The following is a 16,191-nucleotide window of genomic DNA, read 5'->3' as shown; positions in this document are numbered from 1 at the left end:
TAAGTGGGACAAATACATGTGTTGGATCAGATTACAATTGATAAAATAGCAGCCGGTGAGGTGATCGAGCGTCCTGCATCCATAGTAAAGGAACTGGTGGAAAACTCCATTGATGCAGGTGCTACTGCCATTGTGGTGGAGATTAAAGAAGGAGGAATCGCGTTCATCCGCATTACAGACAATGGATGCGGGATTGCCAAGGAGGATTTAAGGGCTGCGTTTTTGCGCCATTCCACGAGCAAGATCACGAGTGCTGATGATTTGGAGGATATCCATTCTTTAGGTTTTCGTGGGGAGGCCCTCTCCAGCATTTCTGCGGTCACTCAGGTGGAAGTGCTGACAAAGACCAAGGATGAGATATTGGGCAGCAGATACCGCATAGAAGGTGGAAAGGAAATCTCTTTGGAGGATGCGGCTGCCCCGGACGGCACAAATTTTTTGATCCATCAGCTTTTTTATAATACGCCGGCCAGAAGGAAGTTTTTAAAAACTCCGATGACCGAGGCAAGCCATATCAGTGATCTTGTGGCAAGACTTGCCCTCTCTCATCCGGAAATCTCTTTTCAGTTTATCAACAATGGACAGAGCAAAATCCATACGTCCGGAAACGGAGATTTAAAAAGTGTGATCTATCATCTTTACGGGCGGGAGATTGCCGGAAATCTGATAGAAGTGGATGAAAGTTTCCGCGGCATGCACATGAAAGGTTTTCTCGGAAAACCGATCATCAGCAGAGGAAACCGAAATTTTGAAAATTATTTTATCAATGGCAGATATATCAAAAGCCAGGTGATCTATAAAGCCATTGAGGATGGGTATAAAGATTTTGTCATGCAGCATAAATATCCGTTTGTGGTCCTGCATTTTACAATGGATGGACAGAATACGGATGTCAATGTACATCCGGCGAAGATGGAGGTTCGATTTTCCAACCAGCAGGAAGTGTATCGGTTTGTGTGTAATGCAGTGGAGGAAGGACTTCACGAAAAAGAGCTGATCCCAAAAGTGGAAGCGCCGGATGCAAAAGAGATACCAATGCCTGATAAGGAAACCGAAAAAGGTATGGACAGTGCGTCGGTTTTGGTGCAAACAGAATCTTCAGGGAAAGAGATAGGAGGACAAAGCAGCCAGAATTCTGAGAAAGAGAGGGATTTGGACTATTTCATGGAGAAGATGAAAAAGAGGGTGCGAGCCTACCATGAACAGCAGTCCAAAGCAGAAGTCTCTGACAGGGCGGAAATTGAGAAACATACAGGCGCTATGGATAAAGTGCGGGAGGCTGTACAGTACCGGATCCAAAATGAGGAACAGCCAAAGTTGCAAAGACCGGTGGAAGAAAGTTTACAGACGGAAAAAAAAGAGCAGCCAGTGGAAAAGCAGCTTGATTTTTTTGAGGAGAATCTTCTGAAACGGGAAGTAAAGGCAGAATACAAAATTATCGGCCAAGCGTTTGATACATACTGGCTTGTAGAATTCCACGATAATCTCTATATCATTGACCAGCATGCGGCACACGAAAGAGTACTCTATGAAAAGACATTGAAGGGTATGAAACAAAGAGAATATACTTCCCAGTATATCAGCCCGCCGATGGTATTGAATCTATCCATGCAGGAGGCACAGCTTTTGGAAACGTACATGGAACAGTTTACAAGAATCGGGTTTGAGATAGAGGAATTCGGGGAATCCTCCTACGCGGTGAGAGCAATTCCTGATAACCTTTTCGGGATTGCAAAGCGAGAGCTTTTTATTGAGATGCTGGATGCGCTCTCTGATGAGATCCGCCCCAATACAGCACCGGACATGATCGATGAAAAGATAGCGTCCATGTCCTGCAAGGCAGCAGTGAAGGGAAATTCCAGGCTTTCTTTTCAGGAAATGGAGACTCTGATCGGAGAGCTTTTGACACTGGAAAATCCTTACCACTGTCCGCATGGAAGGCCGACGATCATCTCCATGTCCAGGCGGGATTTGGAAAAGAAATTTAAAAGGATTGTTTGATAAGGGGAATCATTTATGAAAAAACCATTGATTATACTGACAGGCCCTACGGCCGTTGGAAAAAGCGCCTTATCCATTCAACTTGCAAAAACAGTTGGCGGAGAGATCATCTCCGCTGATTCTATGCAGGTGTATCGTCATATGGACATCGGCTCTGCAAAGATCACGGAAGAGGAGATGGAGGGAGTGCGCCATCATCTTATCAATGTGCTCGAGCCGACACAAGAATTTAATGTCGTTCGATTCCAGGCAATGGCAAAAGAGGCGATGGAGAAGATTTATGATGCCGGACATATTCCGATTGTTGTGGGAGGAACCGGATTTTATATTCAGGCACTGCTCTATGATATTGACTTTACAAAAACAGAGGAGGATAGCACATTCCGGAATAAGATGGAGGACCTTGCAAATGAAAAAGGAGACGGATTCCTGCATGAGATGTTAAGAAAGGTGGATCCTGTGTCTGCCAAAACCATTCATGAAAACAATAGAAAGCGTGTGATCCGAGCTCTGGAGTTTTATCATGAAACCGGGACTCCCATTTCCAGCCACAATGAAAGAGAAAGGCAGAAGGAATCCCCCTACCAGTACGCGTATTTCGTGCTCACGGATGACCGGGCACGCCTGTATGAGCGGATCGAGGCTCGGGTGGATAAGATGCTGAAGGATGGACTTGTACAGGAAGTGAGCGCTTTAAAAGAGATGGGATGCAAAAAGGAAATGGTCTCCATGCAGGGACTGGGATACAAGGAAATTCTGTCTTACCTGAATGGAGAACGCACGCTGGAGGAGGCTGTATATGTCTTAAAGCGAGATACCAGGCATTTTGCAAAACGGCAGCTTACTTGGTTTAAAAGAGAGAGGGATGTCATCTGGCTTGACAAAAGAGAGTACGGATATGAGGATTCGAAACTCCTTGATGCGATATTGGAGAAACTAAAGGAAAGGAATATAGAAAGATGCAGGAAATAGAAAGCATGTACCGGGTGCTCGGCATTTCCGCCGAGGTGTATGCGTTTGGGAAAAAAAATGAGCAAATGTTAAAAGATCGGTTTGAAAGGATTGATGAGACAGCAGAGTATAACCAGATGAAGGTCATTCATGCCATGCAGAAGGCAAAAGTGAGTGAGGCGTGTTTTAATTATGCCAGCGGATATGGGTATAATGATCTTGGCAGGGATACATTGGAGGAAGTGTACGCCAATACATTTCACACAGAATCTGCCCTTGTCCGCCCACAGATTACTTGCGGTACCCATGCTCTGGCTTTAGCTCTCGGGGCAAATTTGCGGCCTGGGGATGAATTGTTCTCTCCGGTCGGAAAACCGTACGACACATTGGAAGAAGTGATTGGTATCCGAAAGTCCAAAGGTTCACTGGCAGAGTATGGCATTACATACCGCCAGGTAGATTTAAAAGAGGATGGCTCTTTTGACTATGAAAACATCAAAAAAGCAATCAATGAAAAGACAAAGCTTGTTACGATTCAGCGATCAAAGGGATATCAGACAAGGCCAACGCTTTCCGTGCAAAGGATTGGTGAGCTGATTTCTTTTATCAAAGAAATCAAACAGGATGTCATCTGCATGGTGGACAATTGCTATGGGGAATTTGTGGAGACGCTCGAGCCAAGCGATGTGGGTGCAGATCTGGTGGTAGGGTCTCTTATCAAAAATCCGGGCGGTGGTCTTGCGCCGATCGGTGGGTATCTTGCCGGGAAAACAGAATATATTGAAAATTGTGCTTATCGTTTGACTTCGCCGGGACTTGGAAAGGAAGTGGGGGCCTCCCTTGGTGTGATGAAAGATTTCTATCAAGGTTTTTTCCTTGCCCCGACTGTTACGAGCCAGGCATTAAAGGGTGCGATTTTTGCGGCGAATATTTATGAGAGATTAGGCTACAAGGTTGTACCGGATGGGAAGGAGAGCCGCCACGACATTATTCAGGCTGTAGAGTTTGGATGCCCGGAGGGTGTGATCGGGTTTTGTCAGGGAATCCAGGCAGCCGCACCTGTGGACAGCTATGTTACCCCGGAGCCTTGGGCCATGCCGGGCTATGACAGTGATGTGATCATGGCAGCCGGGGCATTTGTCCAGGGATCCTCCATTGAGCTTAGCGCGGACGGACCGATCAAGCCGCCGTATGCAGTCTATTTCCAGGGAGGGCTTACGTGGGCGCACGCAAAGTTGGGAATCTTAATGTCTCTTCAAAAGCTTGTAGATGCAGGTGTTTGTACACTGCCAGAGGAAAGATAAGGAGGAGGTTACAGATGAAAAAAATTATTGTCATCGGGGCTGGGGCCTCCGGGATGATGGCCGCGGTGAGCGCAAAATCTTTTGGCGGAAAAGATGTGGATGTATATGTTCTGGAGCGAAATGAATATCCGGGGAAAAAGATTCTTGCCACGGGAAATGGGAAATGTAATTTTACAAACATTGTCCAGGGGCCTCTCTGTTACCGCAGTTCCAATCCTGATTTCGCATGGGACGCAGTCCTGCAGTTTCCGGCACAGAGCACTATCCGTTTTTTTCTGGAGCTTGGCATTTATTCGGTAAACCGCAATGGTTATCTCTATCCGGCATCCGGACAGGCATCCTCCGTGCGGGATGTGCTGACAATGGAGATGAAACGGCTTGGGGTACATGTTTTGACTAATGTGTTTGTCGAGAAGGTGGAGGCAGAAGGAAATGGATTTTGTGTTTATACAAAGGAGAAAACGTTTGCGGCAGACAAAGTGATCCTGGCCTGTGGAGGGAAGGCTGCTTCCTATACTGGTTCTGACGGCAATGGGTATGCACATGCAGAGATGTTTGGACATACGATCGTCCCGGTATTACCGGCACTTGTCCAGCTGCGCTGCAAAGAGAAAGTGTACAAAAAGCTGTCCGGTGTACGCAGTGCATGTAAAATTTCTCTGTTTTCGCATCAAGAATGTGTGGCCCAGGATAGCGGAGAGCTGCAGCTTACTGACTACGGAATTTCAGGCATTCCGGTTTTTCAGGTGAGCAGGTTTGCGGCGCAGGCACTTCGTGAAGGAAAAGAAGTGAGCGCGCTTTTGGATTTTGCGCCGGATTTTTCAAAAGAACAGTTTTTAGATTTTTTGAAACGAAGAATTCAAAGCAGGCCAAAAAAGAATGTGGAAGAATTTTTGATTGGTTGTTTTCACAAAAAGCTGTGCGACTGCTGGATCTATATCAGCCGCATTGACAAAGCAAAACTGGTCATTGAGCTTACGGATGATGAGCTTGAAAAATTAGTGAGGATTATCAAGGAGTTTAAAACTACAGTTGTGAATGTCAATTCCTTTGACCAGGCCCAGGTTTGCGCAGGCGGCGTTGACACAAAGGAAGTCTGCGTCAGGACAATGGAATCAAAGTTGAAAAAAGGACTGTTTTTTGCAGGGGAAATTCTGGATGTGGATGGAATGTGCGGGGGTTACAATTTGCAGTGGGCCTGGAGCAGCGGATATCTTGCAGGAAAACATGCTGCACAATAAGGAGGATTTATGATAAGGATCAGCCAGTTAAAACTTTTTTATCAGCATGACGTAAATGCCGTCAAAAAGAAAGCGGCAAAGATTTTAGGAATTTCGGAGAGGGAGATCAAGAGTGTGGAGATTGTCCGCCAGTCTATCGATGCGAGAAAGAGACCCGAAATTTATTATGTATACACTGTGGATGTGAAAGTCTCTTCCGTGGAAAGAGAAGAGAAAATATGCAGATCCTGCAAAAATAAAAATGTTTTTTTAGCAGAGCCAAAACTTTACCGTTTTCCAGATGGAGGAACAGAAATGCTGATGCACCGTCCGGTTGTAGTGGGGAGCGGACCTTGTGGACTTTTCTGCGCCTATTTCCTGGCAAAACATGGATACCGACCAATCCTTTTAGAGCGTGGCAAAAAAATAGAGGAGAGAAAAAAAGACGTGCAGTCTTTCTGGGAGGGCGGTTCATTAAACACGGAGTCCAATGTCCAGTTTGGAGAAGGGGGTGCAGGAACCTTTTCTGATGGGAAACTGAACACACTTGTAAAGGACCCTTTTGGAAGGGGAAAAGAAATTTTTCGGATCTTTGTTTCCCATGGAGCTCCAAAAGAGATTTTATATTCGTATAAACCACATATCGGGACGGATATTCTGGAAAAAGTCATCACAAATATGCGGCAGAGCATTTTGAAGATGGGCGGAGAGATTCGTTTTCAACACAAAATGACGGATATTATATATGAAAAAGGAAAGAATGGAGAATTTTTAAAAGGGTTTCAAGTTATGGATCTTGCAGAAAAGAAGGAGTATTTTCTTGAGGCAGATGTGGCGGTGCTGGCACTTGGCCACAGTGCCAGGGATACTTTTTCCATGTTGAAGGAAAGAGGGATACCCATGGAGGCAAAGGCCTTTGCCGTGGGTGTGCGCGTGGAACACAGGCAAAACGTTATCAACAAATCCCAGTACGGAATGGAGCAGGATGACAGGCTTGGAGCAGCTCCGTACAAATTGACTGCATCATTGGAAAACAAAAAAGGAGTGTATTCGTTCTGCATGTGTCCTGGCGGCTATGTAGTCAATGCTTCATCCGAGAAGGGCTGTCTTGCTGTCAACGGGATGAGTTTCCATGCAAGAGATGGGGAAAACGCAAACAGTGCAATCGTTGTGACTGTAAGTCCCGAGGAATACCAAAAACAGGGGGATGACCCGCTGGCAGGAATGAAATTTCAAAGAGAACTGGAAAGGCGTGCGTATCTTGCTGGAAACGGAAAGATTCCGGTACAGACGTTTGGGGATTTCAAGAAAGGGAAAAAAAGTAAGTGCTTTGGCAGCATACGTCCAAATATGAAAGGACATTATACTTTTGCTGATATACGAGGCATTTTCCCCGAGGAGATTTCGGACAGCATTGAACAGGGCATGGAGATTTTCGGTACAAAGATCCGCGGATTTTCTGATGAAGATACCTTGTTGTCGGCAGTGGAAAGCCGCACATCTTCCCCGGTGCGCATTCCAAGAAATGAAGAGATGGAATGTAAAATATACGGAATTTATCCTTGCGGGGAAGGTGCCGGATATGCAGGCGGGATCACATCTGCTGCCATGGACGGCATTAAGGCTGCGGAGAAATTAGCACAGAAATACCGAAGATTCGACAGATAGGAGGAATCTTCAGAAAAAATTAATAGTTGAGAGCCTATACACTTTTTTTAAATTATGCTACAATATGTTGTGTTTGTGGAATGCAGAAGTGAGGAGGAGTATAAAACGAGGGAATCCTTCTGCATCTTGTTTTGTGTCAATTGTCTACATAAGAGAATGAATCAAGAACATACAATAAAAAAGTTGCCCAATGAAGAGCGCCCATATGAGAAGTGCGAGCGCTTTGGCCCTGGTGTACTGACAGATACGGAGCTGCTAGCAGTGATTTTGCGAAGCGGGAAAAAAGGAAGGAACGTATTGGAAGTCTCCAGGGAACTTTTGTTTGGGGATGCCGTAAATGAAAAAGGGATTCTTGCACTCTATGAGTGGGATGCAAAGACTGTACAGAAAGTGGACGGCATCGGAAAAGTGAAGGCCGTGCAGGTTGTCTGTATCGCAGAGCTTGCAAGACGCCTTTCCAAAGCAGCTGCAGCTTTAAATTTATCCTTCTCTTCTCCTAAAACAATTGCAAAATATTATATGGAAGATATGCGGCATCTTAAGCAGGAACATATGAAACTTTTGATGCTGGATACAAAAACAAGGCTGATCGGAGAGAGCCTGATTTCCAAAGGCACAGTGAATGCCACACTGGTTTCTCCGAGAGAACTTTTTATAGAGGCATTGCAGAAGAACGCTGTTTCCATTATTCTTCTGCACAATCATCCTAGCGGTGAGCCTACGCCGAGCAGAGAAGATCTGCTGGTGACAAAAAGAATCAAGGAGGCCGGCAGTTTGATCGGAATCGAACTGCTGGACCACATTATTATTGGAAATAACTGTTATTTAAGTTTTGCCGAGAAAAAGCTTTTATGACAAGATAGAAAGGATATCAAGATGGCAAGAGACGTATATGGATTGGATCTCGGCACATATGAAATCAAAGTATATGATCAGAAGACGGATTCCATCTGGAAAGAAAAAAATACAGTTGCCATAATTGACGACAGCCGGATTTTTGCGGTTGGGGAAAAAGCGTACCGGATGTATGAGAAATCCCCGGCCAATATTTCCGTCCAGTTTCCCATGAAAGACGGAGTCATCTCCAGTTTCAGTAATATGCAGTATCTGATGCAGTGTCTTTTGAAGGACAGGAAGAACCGCATTGCGGGAGCTGAATATGTCATAGCAGTTCCCACAGATGTGACAGAAGTGGAAAAAAAAGCTTTTTTTGACCTTGTTATTCATTCAAATGCCAGGGCAAGGGAAGTAAATATCATTGAAAGAGGGATTGCGGAGGCTGTGGGAGCCGGAATTCCCATAGAGGAGACAAAAGGAAGTGCGGTCGTCAATCTTGGGGGCAGCGTCACAGAAGTGTCCGTTATAGCCATGGGGGGACTTGTCCTGAATCGGAAGATCCACATTGGCGGGAAAACATTTGACGAGGCAGTTGTAAACTTTGTGCGAAACAATTATGATTTTCAGATTGGCAGACTGACGGCTGAAGAACTCAGAAAAAGCACCGGGCTTTTTGGGGAGGAAAAGGAGATGAAAAAAAGAATTGCGGGAAAGGATTTGACGACCTCTTTTCCGGGATATCTGAATGTCTCTCCGGGCCTGATCCGGGCAGCCGTTCGATCTCCACTTGAAAGATGTGTACAGGAGATCCGGATGTTGTTGGAGAGAACCCCTCCGGATGTGTGGAGGTCACTGCAGAAAAATGGCATTTGTCTGACAGGAGGGCTGGCAAACATACCGGGAATTGATGTTTACTTCAGTGAATTGACAGGGTTTTGCACAACGTGCATCAAAGAACCTGAATATAGTGCAGTGAACGGGATAAAACTAATGCTGCACTCAAAGGAATATAAAAAGAAAATATACTCAATGTTAGATGAAAGATATAGGTGGATGAGATAAGTATGAAGACAAAGAAACCAAACCCATTAGCAAGTAAATACTGGCTGCTGATTTTATCGGTCATTTGTGTTCTCCTGATGGTGCTCTCCTTTGTGTCAGACGGAAAAGCAAACACCCCTTTGCAGGTGATTGCGGACTACACGGTTGTTCCGATGCAAAAAGGAATCAATCATGTGGGAACATGGCTCAATGACCTGGCTGATAACTTTGAAACGCTCAAAACTGTCAAAAAGGAAAACCAAAAACTGCAGGAGCAGGTGGACAGCCTTACCATCGAGAAAAACAATCTCCAGCAAGAACAGGCGGAACTGGAGCGATTAAGAGAACTGTATAAGTTGGACTTGAATTACTCAGACTATGAAAAAATCGGTGCGCATGTTATTGCAAACAATGGAAGTAACTGGTTCAGTACATTTACTATTGATAAAGGTTCTGAGGATGGAGTAAAAGTGGACCAGAATGTCATGGCCGGCAGCGGATTGGTCGGGATCGTCACAAAGACAGGGCCTCACTGGGCAGAGGTTCGATCCATCATAGACGATGCCAGCAATGTAAGTGCCATGATGCTCTCCACTTCTGATACTTGTATTGTCAGGGGAGATTTGACTCTTATGCAGGATGGAGTCATTCGGTTTGAACAGCTTGCAAAGACTGAGAATCGGATTGAAGTGGGTGAACAAGTGGTGACATCTTATACAAGCAGCAAATACCTTCAGGGAATTCTCATAGGGTATGTTAGTGAAATCCACGATGATGCCAATAATCTGACCCGGTCAGGATACATTACTCCGGCTGTAGATTTTACGCATCTTCAGGAAGTGCTTGTAGTGACAAAGACCAAAGCGGAAATGACAAAGCAGTAGTGCACCCAGAAAGGAGAACATAAATGCTGAAAGTGAAAAGAGTTTTCATTACTTTTCTTATCATTATCATATGTTTTCTGCTGCAGAGCACCGTATTTCAAAATCTGGAATTTGCATCTATTGCGCCAAACCTGATGATTATCGTAACAGCTTCATTTGGTTTCATGCGTGGAAAGAACGAGGGCATGGTCATCGGATTTTTCTGCGGTCTTTTGATGGACATCATGTTTGGAGTAGGTTCGCTGATTGGATTTTATGCTTTGCTCTACACATTGATCGGATACGGAAACGGATGGTTCAAACGTTTGTTTTTTGCGGAAGACATTAAACTGCCGATAGCACTGATTTTTGGTAGCGAATTCCTCTTCGGCATTGTCAACTATTTGCTGCTGTATATGATGCGCAGCAAATTTGATTTTCTGTTTTACCTTAGCAGGATCATCATGCCGGAATTGGTGTACACGGTTTTGATAACACTGGTTCTTTATCAAATCATATTACGTATCAATCAAAAGTTGGAAGCAGAAGAGAAAAGGAGTGCAAGTAAATTTGTTTAGTAAGATTAAAGAGGCACTTGGCCGCATTTTGGAGTCCAGGCTTGTGGTCGTCATCATCGTGTTCTGCCTATTGTTTCTTATGTTAGTCAACAGGGTTTTCTATCTTCAGATAGTAAAAGGGCAGGAATACCTGGACAACTATAAGCTCCAGATAGAAAAAAAGAAGTACACAGAGGGTACCAGAGGCAATATTTATGACAAAAATGGGAATGTACTTGCATACAATAAGCTTGCCTACTCGGTTACGATCGAAGACAATGGCTCTTACATCAGTGAAAAAGAGAGAAATAAAACTTTGAATTCGACTATCCTCAAAGTGATTGATATTGTGGAGTCCCACAATGATTCGATTATCAATGACTTTGGTGTAGTAATAAATGCAAATGATGAATACGAATTTGCACAGGAAGAAGGAACTGGTAGGCAGCGTTTCCTTGCCGATATCTACGGATATACGACCATTGATAAGCTAAAAGAAAACGAAAAAAATGCGTCTCCGGATGATGTCATCAATTTTTTGTGTGAAGGAAACAAAGATAAGGGAATCACAGGATATGGAATCAACCAGGAGGATTACGATAAATCAACGGTTCTGAAACTGGTCACGATCCGGTATCAGATTTCCCTGAACAGTTACCAGAAATACATTCCGACTGTCATCGCATCCGGGGTCAGCGATGAGACTGTGGCAGAGGTTATGGAAAATATGGACAGTCTTCAGGGAGTGGATATTGCGGAGGATTCTGTACGTTGTTACAATGACAGCAAATATTTCGCCTCCTTGATCGGATATACCGGAAAAATTTCAACAGAGGAGTACAATGAGCTGACGGCTGACGGCAAAAATAAAGACAAATATTCCAAGACTGACACCATTGGAAAGGCTGGTCTTGAACAGTCGATGGATGAAGTCCTCAAAGGTACAAAAGGGGAAGAAACAGTATACGTGGACAATGTAGGTAAAGTCTTGGAAACTGTAAAAGGAACAGATGCCAAGGCAGGCAATAACCTATATCTTAGTATAGATAAAGATATGCAGATTGCAGCTTACAATATGATTGAAGAAAAGCTGGCCGGTATTCTTTTGGACAGGATCCGGAATGTTATGAATTATGAACCGGATCCGGAAGGAAATACAAAGAATATCATCATTCCGATCAGCGATGTATACTATGCATTGCTTGGAAACGAGGTACTGGACTTAGAACATCTCAAATCTGCGGATGCAAAGCAAAACGAACAGGCAATCTATGCAAAGTATTCTTCCAGACAGAAAAGCGCTATCGATGATATCATGGCGGAGCTTGGCAATCCAGACGCAGCGGCGTACAAGGATTTGGGTGATGAGATGCAGGCATATATGAGCTATGTGGCGGATACGGTGCTCCTTACCAATACTGGTGTATTGAACAAGGATGCCATCGATACCAATGATGATACGTACAATGCGTGGACAAAGGACGAGTCCATCAGTCTTTATACGTATTTGAATTACGCTATTTCAAAAAACTGGATTGATACATCCAAACTTCAGGACTATATGCCTAGCCAGGGAAAATATTCGGATGCATCTGAGATTTACGAAGGAATTCTCTCACTTTTAAAAGAATATCTTCCTGACAATACCGGATTTCAGAAACTGGTATATGAGTATCTTGTCAAGAATGGATCTATTACGGGACGGCAGGTATGTCTTGCCCTGTATGAACAGGGAATTTTAAGTACAGAGGATGAAGATTACGCGAAGCTTTCATCAGGAGCAATTTCTTCCTACGAGTTCATGCGCCGGAAGATTGAGAAACTGGAGATCACACCTGGACAGCTGGCTCTGGAGCCGTGTACCGGTTCCATGGTGGTCACAGATGTCAATACTGGTAAAGTATTGGTATGCGTTTCCTATCCGGGATATGACAATAACAAGCTTGCAAACAGTATGGATTCTTCCTACTATGCAAAATTAAATTCAGATATGTCAAGACCGCTCTACAACAGCGCAACGCAGGAAAAGACTGCTCCTGGTTCTACATTTAAGATGATTTCCAGCGTTGCAGGACTTACTGAGGATGTGATCTCCACAGGCTCTTATATCGGCTGCAGCGGGCAGTTTGATAAAATTTCTCCGGCGCCGAAGTGCTGGATCTATCCATCTGCACACGGCAGTCTGAATGTAGTATCAGCGCTTGATAAATCCTGTAATGATTTCTTCTATGAAGTTGGATACCGTCTTGGTTCCGGAAGCGGGGAATATAAAAGTGCAGACGGAATCATGAATTTCCAGAAATATGCATCCATGTTTGGATTGTCTGAAAAATCGGGCCTGGAAATTCCGGAGTCTGCACCTCAGATTTCAGATACTGACGCAGTACGTACAGCAATCGGTCAGGGTACAAATAACTACACGGTCAGTCAGTTGACAAGATATGTGACAACCGTGGCGAACAAAGGAACACTGTATGATTTAAGTCTTTTGGACCATGTGGAGGATAAAGACAAAAACGTGATTCAGACTTATGATCCAAAAGAAAAAAGTAAGCTTGAACAGGTTTCTTCCACGACATGGAATGCGGTGCATCAGGGTATGACGAATATGGCCGCTCACAGCAGCACATTCTCTGTTTTGAGAAGAGAGGGATTTGCAATGGCCGGAAAAACCGGTACAGCAGAGCAGAGTAAGCTCCACGCAGACCATGCGCTGTTTGTCGGATTTGCACCTGCAAATGAACCGGAAATTGCAGTGGGTGTCCGTATCGCAAACGGTTACAGCTCTTCCTATGCAGCTGAACTTGGGCGCGATATTGTAAGATATAAATACAACCTGACAGACAAGAAAAATCTTGTCACAGGCTCCGCGGCAAACTTAGGAGCACAGATTGCCGGTGATTAAAGAATTAAAGAAGGTGATATGATGAAAAACTCCGTTATCATCAAGAGCACAAGACATGGACTTCTCGTTCATATGGATGCGGATGTCCCATACGAAGATTTGAAGGCCGAGATTGCGGAAAAGTTTTCTGCATCAAGAAGATTTTTCCGCAAATCAGCAATGGCCGTCAGCTTTGGGGGACGGAGTCTTACTCATACACAGGAAAAGGAGATCGTCCGTCTGATCTCAGATACGGCTGATATTATGATTCCTTGTATTGTGGATATGGATGAGGAACATGATGCTTTCTATCAGAGCGCAGTTGAGCATGCAAGAGAAAGAGAGGAGCCGGAAGAAGAATCGGACGGAAGATTTTACAAAGGTACTTTGAGAAAAAATGAGTTTTTGGAAACTGATACAAGCCTGGTGATACTTGGGGACGTTGAAAGAGGTGCAGTGGTTGTCTCCAAGGGAAATGTAACGGTGATAGGCAGAATTGACGGCAGTGTGCATGCCGGATGTGCCGGCGACAGAAATGCTGTGATCAGTGCGCTCTCCATGGAACCAAAGGAACTGAAAATAGCAGATATCCGGTGGGATCCGCAAAGGACAAAAGACGAAGAAAATAATGTTTCAGGAGCAAAGAAAGCCTTTATAGAAGGGAACTCTTTTGTGTTCCAGTCTTTGGCCAAATAAAGAACCGGGAGGAAAGAAAATGGGTGAAATCATTGTTGTAACATCAGGAAAAGGAGGAGTCGGAAAGACGACGACAACAGCAAATCTTGGTGTGGGGCTTGCACGTTTGGATAAAAAGGTAGTGGTGATCGATACAGACCTTGGACTTCGGAATTTAGATGTTGTGATGGGGTTGGAAAACAGGATTGTGTACAACCTGGTCGACGTCATTGAAGGAAACTGCCGCTTGAAACAGGCGCTTATCAGGGATAATCGATATGAAAATTTGATGCTTCTGCCTTCTGCGCAGACGAGAGACAAGTCAGCGGTCTCTCCGGAGCAGATGAAAAAGCTTACCGAAGAATTAAGTGAAGAATTTGATTACATACTTCTGGACTGTCCGGCGGGGATTGAGCAGGGATTTCAAAATGCCATCGCAGGAGCGGACAGAGCGATCATTGTGACTACTCCGGAAGTATCTGCAATCCGGGATGCTGACAGGATCATTGGGTTGCTGGAAAAAAATAAGATGAAAAAAATGGATCTGATCATCAACCGCATCCGTATGGACATGGTAAAGCGGGGAGATATGATGTCCATTGAGGATGTGACGGAAATTCTGGCTATTCCACTTCTCGGGGCAGTTCCGGATGACGAACATGTCGTGATCGGGACAAATCAGGGAGAACCGGTTATTGGACTGCACTCTAAGGCTGGGATTGCATACCAGAATATCTGCAGGAGAGTTATCGGAGAGGAGGTTCCGCTTATGGATCTGTCCGATGGAGCGGGATTCTTTTCAAAGATTTCAAAAATGTTCAAAAAGAAATAGGAGGCATAAGTGATGGGAGTATTGGAATTTTCCGGCGGTGCAAAGACCCCGTCTGTACCTATCGCGAAAGACCGGTTGAAGATTCTTCTTGTATCTGACCGGATCTGCTGCTGTACTCCAGATAAATATGAACAGTTAAAAAAAGAATTGTACCAAACCGTATCCAAATATATTGAAGTTACACAGGAAAATTTTGAAGTCCAGGTTACCCGGGCAAACATTACTATCAAACTTACAGGAGAAAAATTGTGAAATTTACAAAACCATATCATATTAAGGATTACAAATTTAATCTGGTGATACTTGTCATTGCCATCTCTGTCATTGGGATCGTGGCTGTGGGAAGTGCGAAGGAAGAATTGCAGGGCAGACAGATTTTCGGAGTCATCCTCGGCATTTTAGTCATGGTTGTGATTTCGCTTATCGATTATGTCTGGATACTCAAATTGTACTGGCTGATGTATGCCGCCAATATTGCACTTCTTACGTTGGTTTTGCTTTTTGGTAAAAACGTAAATGGAGCGACAAGATGGCTGGCGATCGGAGGTTTTCAGTTCCAGCCTTCGGATTTGACAAAAATACTGACCATACTGTTTTTTGCCAAATTTATGATGAAACATGCGGAGGAGATGAGCAATAAAAAGATCATACTGGAATGCATCGGTCTGATGCTGCCATCGTTGCTTTTAGTGTATATGCAGCCGAATCTTTCCACAACACTTTGTCTTGCGGCTTTGTTCTGCGCATTGTTGTTTATGGGAGGATTGAGTTATAAGATCATCGGGCGGACGCTTGCTGTTGTCATTCCGGTTGGAGTCATCTTTATTGTCATTGCCATACAGCCAAACCAGCCGTTTTTGAAAGATTATCAGCAGGAGAGAATTCTTGCATGGCTGGAACCGGAAAAATATGCCGATGAGGAGGCATATCAGCAGAAAAACTCGCTGATGGCGATCGGAGCAGGACAGTTGACTGGAAACAAAGATTCCACGACATCTGTGAAAAACGGAAATTTCATTTTAGAGCCGCAAACTGACTTTATTTTTGCAATAATTGGTGAAGATTTTGGCTTTGTGGGTTGTTGTGCAGTTATAATTTTGTTATTATTAATAATAATAGAATGTATTCTAATAGGTATGAAAGCGCAGGACCGGGCGGGGCAGCTTATCTGCGGGGGAGTTGCCGCACTGATAGGGATACAGACATTTATCAATATCGGTGTGGCGACGATGTTGCTCCCAAACACAGGACTCTCCCTACCGTTTGTGAGCTACGGACTGACATCCATTGTCTGTATGTATATGGGAATTGGATTTGTACTAAATGTTGGATTACAGCCAAAAAAATATCAGTAAGGA

At 44.3% G+C, this 16,191-nt stretch carries 14 protein-coding genes; all 14 read left to right on the top strand.

Translation table 11 applies throughout. The features are described from left to right. Positions 1-3: 3 nt before the first annotated feature. Positions 4-2,001 carry a DNA mismatch repair endonuclease MutL gene (gene mutL, locus B5F18_RS01475; RefSeq protein ID WP_087155895.1) on the top strand — a complete coding sequence of 666 codons (1,998 nt, stop codon included), beginning with the start codon at positions 4-6 and terminating at the stop codon, positions 1,999-2,001. Between the two features lie 15 nt (positions 2,002-2,016). Next, on the top strand, positions 2,017-2,973 hold the full coding sequence (gene miaA, locus B5F18_RS01470; RefSeq protein ID WP_087155894.1) for a tRNA (adenosine(37)-N6)-dimethylallyltransferase MiaA: 957 nt from the start codon (positions 2,017-2,019) through the stop codon (positions 2,971-2,973). Next, positions 2,961-4,256, top strand: a complete 1,296-nt coding sequence (locus B5F18_RS01465; RefSeq protein ID WP_087155893.1) for a methionine gamma-lyase family protein — start codon at positions 2,961-2,963, stop codon at positions 4,254-4,256. The genes miaA and B5F18_RS01465 overlap by 13 nt, the downstream gene beginning before the upstream one ends. A 14-nt stretch (positions 4,257-4,270) precedes the next feature. Next, entirely contained in the window at positions 4,271-5,497 is a 1,227-nt protein-coding gene (locus B5F18_RS01460) for an NAD(P)/FAD-dependent oxidoreductase (protein ID WP_087155892.1), read from the top strand. A 9-nt stretch (positions 5,498-5,506) separates the two neighbouring features. After that, positions 5,507-7,144, top strand: coding sequence for an NAD(P)/FAD-dependent oxidoreductase (locus B5F18_RS01455; RefSeq protein WP_087155891.1), 1,638 nt, complete (start codon positions 5,507-5,509; stop codon positions 7,142-7,144). 156 nt (positions 7,145-7,300) lie between these two features. Beyond that, positions 7,301-7,999, top strand: coding sequence for a RadC family protein (gene radC / locus B5F18_RS01450; protein WP_087155890.1), 699 nt, complete (start codon positions 7,301-7,303; stop codon positions 7,997-7,999). A gap of 21 nt (positions 8,000-8,020) precedes the next feature. Continuing rightward, on the top strand, positions 8,021-9,043 hold the full coding sequence (locus tag B5F18_RS01445; RefSeq protein WP_087155889.1) for a rod shape-determining protein: 1,023 nt from the start codon (positions 8,021-8,023) through the stop codon (positions 9,041-9,043). Between the two features lie 2 nt (positions 9,044-9,045). Then, complete coding sequence (gene mreC, locus B5F18_RS01440) at positions 9,046-9,906, top strand: rod shape-determining protein MreC (RefSeq protein WP_087155888.1); 861 nt, start codon at positions 9,046-9,048, stop codon at positions 9,904-9,906. Between the two features lie 23 nt (positions 9,907-9,929). After that, a complete protein-coding gene (gene mreD / locus B5F18_RS01435; RefSeq protein ID WP_204217047.1) occupies positions 9,930-10,463 on the top strand; it encodes a rod shape-determining protein MreD in 534 nt (177 codons plus the stop codon). After that, complete coding sequence (locus tag B5F18_RS01430; RefSeq protein WP_087155887.1) at positions 10,456-13,347, top strand: penicillin-binding transpeptidase domain-containing protein; 2,892 nt, start codon at positions 10,456-10,458, stop codon at positions 13,345-13,347. The genes mreD and B5F18_RS01430 overlap by 8 nt, the downstream gene beginning before the upstream one ends. Positions 13,348-13,365: 18 nt before the next feature. Then, on the top strand, positions 13,366-14,022 hold the full coding sequence (locus B5F18_RS01425) for a septum site-determining protein MinC (protein ID WP_087155886.1): 657 nt from the start codon (positions 13,366-13,368) through the stop codon (positions 14,020-14,022). A 19-nt stretch (positions 14,023-14,041) separates the two neighbouring features. Further along, positions 14,042-14,833, top strand: a complete 792-nt coding sequence (gene minD, locus B5F18_RS01420) for a septum site-determining protein MinD (protein WP_087155885.1) — start codon at positions 14,042-14,044, stop codon at positions 14,831-14,833. A 12-nt stretch (positions 14,834-14,845) separates the two neighbouring features. Continuing rightward, complete coding sequence (locus B5F18_RS01415) at positions 14,846-15,085, top strand: cell division topological specificity factor MinE (RefSeq protein WP_087155884.1); 240 nt, start codon at positions 14,846-14,848, stop codon at positions 15,083-15,085. Further along, positions 15,082-16,188, top strand: a complete 1,107-nt coding sequence (locus B5F18_RS01410) for an FtsW/RodA/SpoVE family cell cycle protein (RefSeq protein WP_087155883.1) — start codon at positions 15,082-15,084, stop codon at positions 16,186-16,188. Before B5F18_RS01415 ends, B5F18_RS01410 begins: the two co-directional genes overlap by 4 nt. The last annotated feature ends 3 nt before the right edge of the window (positions 16,189-16,191 follow it).

The organism is Lachnoclostridium sp. An181, assembly GCF_002160325.1.
Lineage (GTDB): Bacteria > Bacillota > Clostridia > Lachnospirales > Lachnospiraceae > An181.
This window is presented reverse-complemented; position numbering and strand designations above follow the sequence as displayed.

Coding starts and splice junctions, on each gene's coding strand:
- B5F18_RS01425 (WP_087155886.1), top strand. CDS start 13,366: ATGATGAAAAACTCCGTTATCATCAAGAGCACAAGACATGGACTTCTC.
- B5F18_RS01460 (WP_087155892.1), top strand. CDS start 4,271: ATGAAAAAAATTATTGTCATCGGGGCTGGGGCCTCCGGGATGATGGCC.
- B5F18_RS01415 (WP_087155884.1), top strand. CDS start 14,846: ATGGGAGTATTGGAATTTTCCGGCGGTGCAAAGACCCCGTCTGTACCT.
- miaA (WP_087155894.1), top strand. CDS start 2,017: ATGAAAAAACCATTGATTATACTGACAGGCCCTACGGCCGTTGGAAAA.
- B5F18_RS01445 (WP_087155889.1), top strand. CDS start 8,021: ATGGCAAGAGACGTATATGGATTGGATCTCGGCACATATGAAATCAAA.
- minD (WP_087155885.1), top strand. CDS start 14,042: ATGGGTGAAATCATTGTTGTAACATCAGGAAAAGGAGGAGTCGGAAAG.
- mreC (WP_087155888.1), top strand. CDS start 9,046: ATGAAGACAAAGAAACCAAACCCATTAGCAAGTAAATACTGGCTGCTG.
- mreD (WP_204217047.1), top strand. CDS start 9,930: ATGCTGAAAGTGAAAAGAGTTTTCATTACTTTTCTTATCATTATCATA.
- B5F18_RS01465 (WP_087155893.1), top strand. CDS start 2,961: ATGCAGGAAATAGAAAGCATGTACCGGGTGCTCGGCATTTCCGCCGAG.
- B5F18_RS01455 (WP_087155891.1), top strand. CDS start 5,507: ATGATAAGGATCAGCCAGTTAAAACTTTTTTATCAGCATGACGTAAAT.
- radC (WP_087155890.1), top strand. CDS start 7,301: ATGAATCAAGAACATACAATAAAAAAGTTGCCCAATGAAGAGCGCCCA.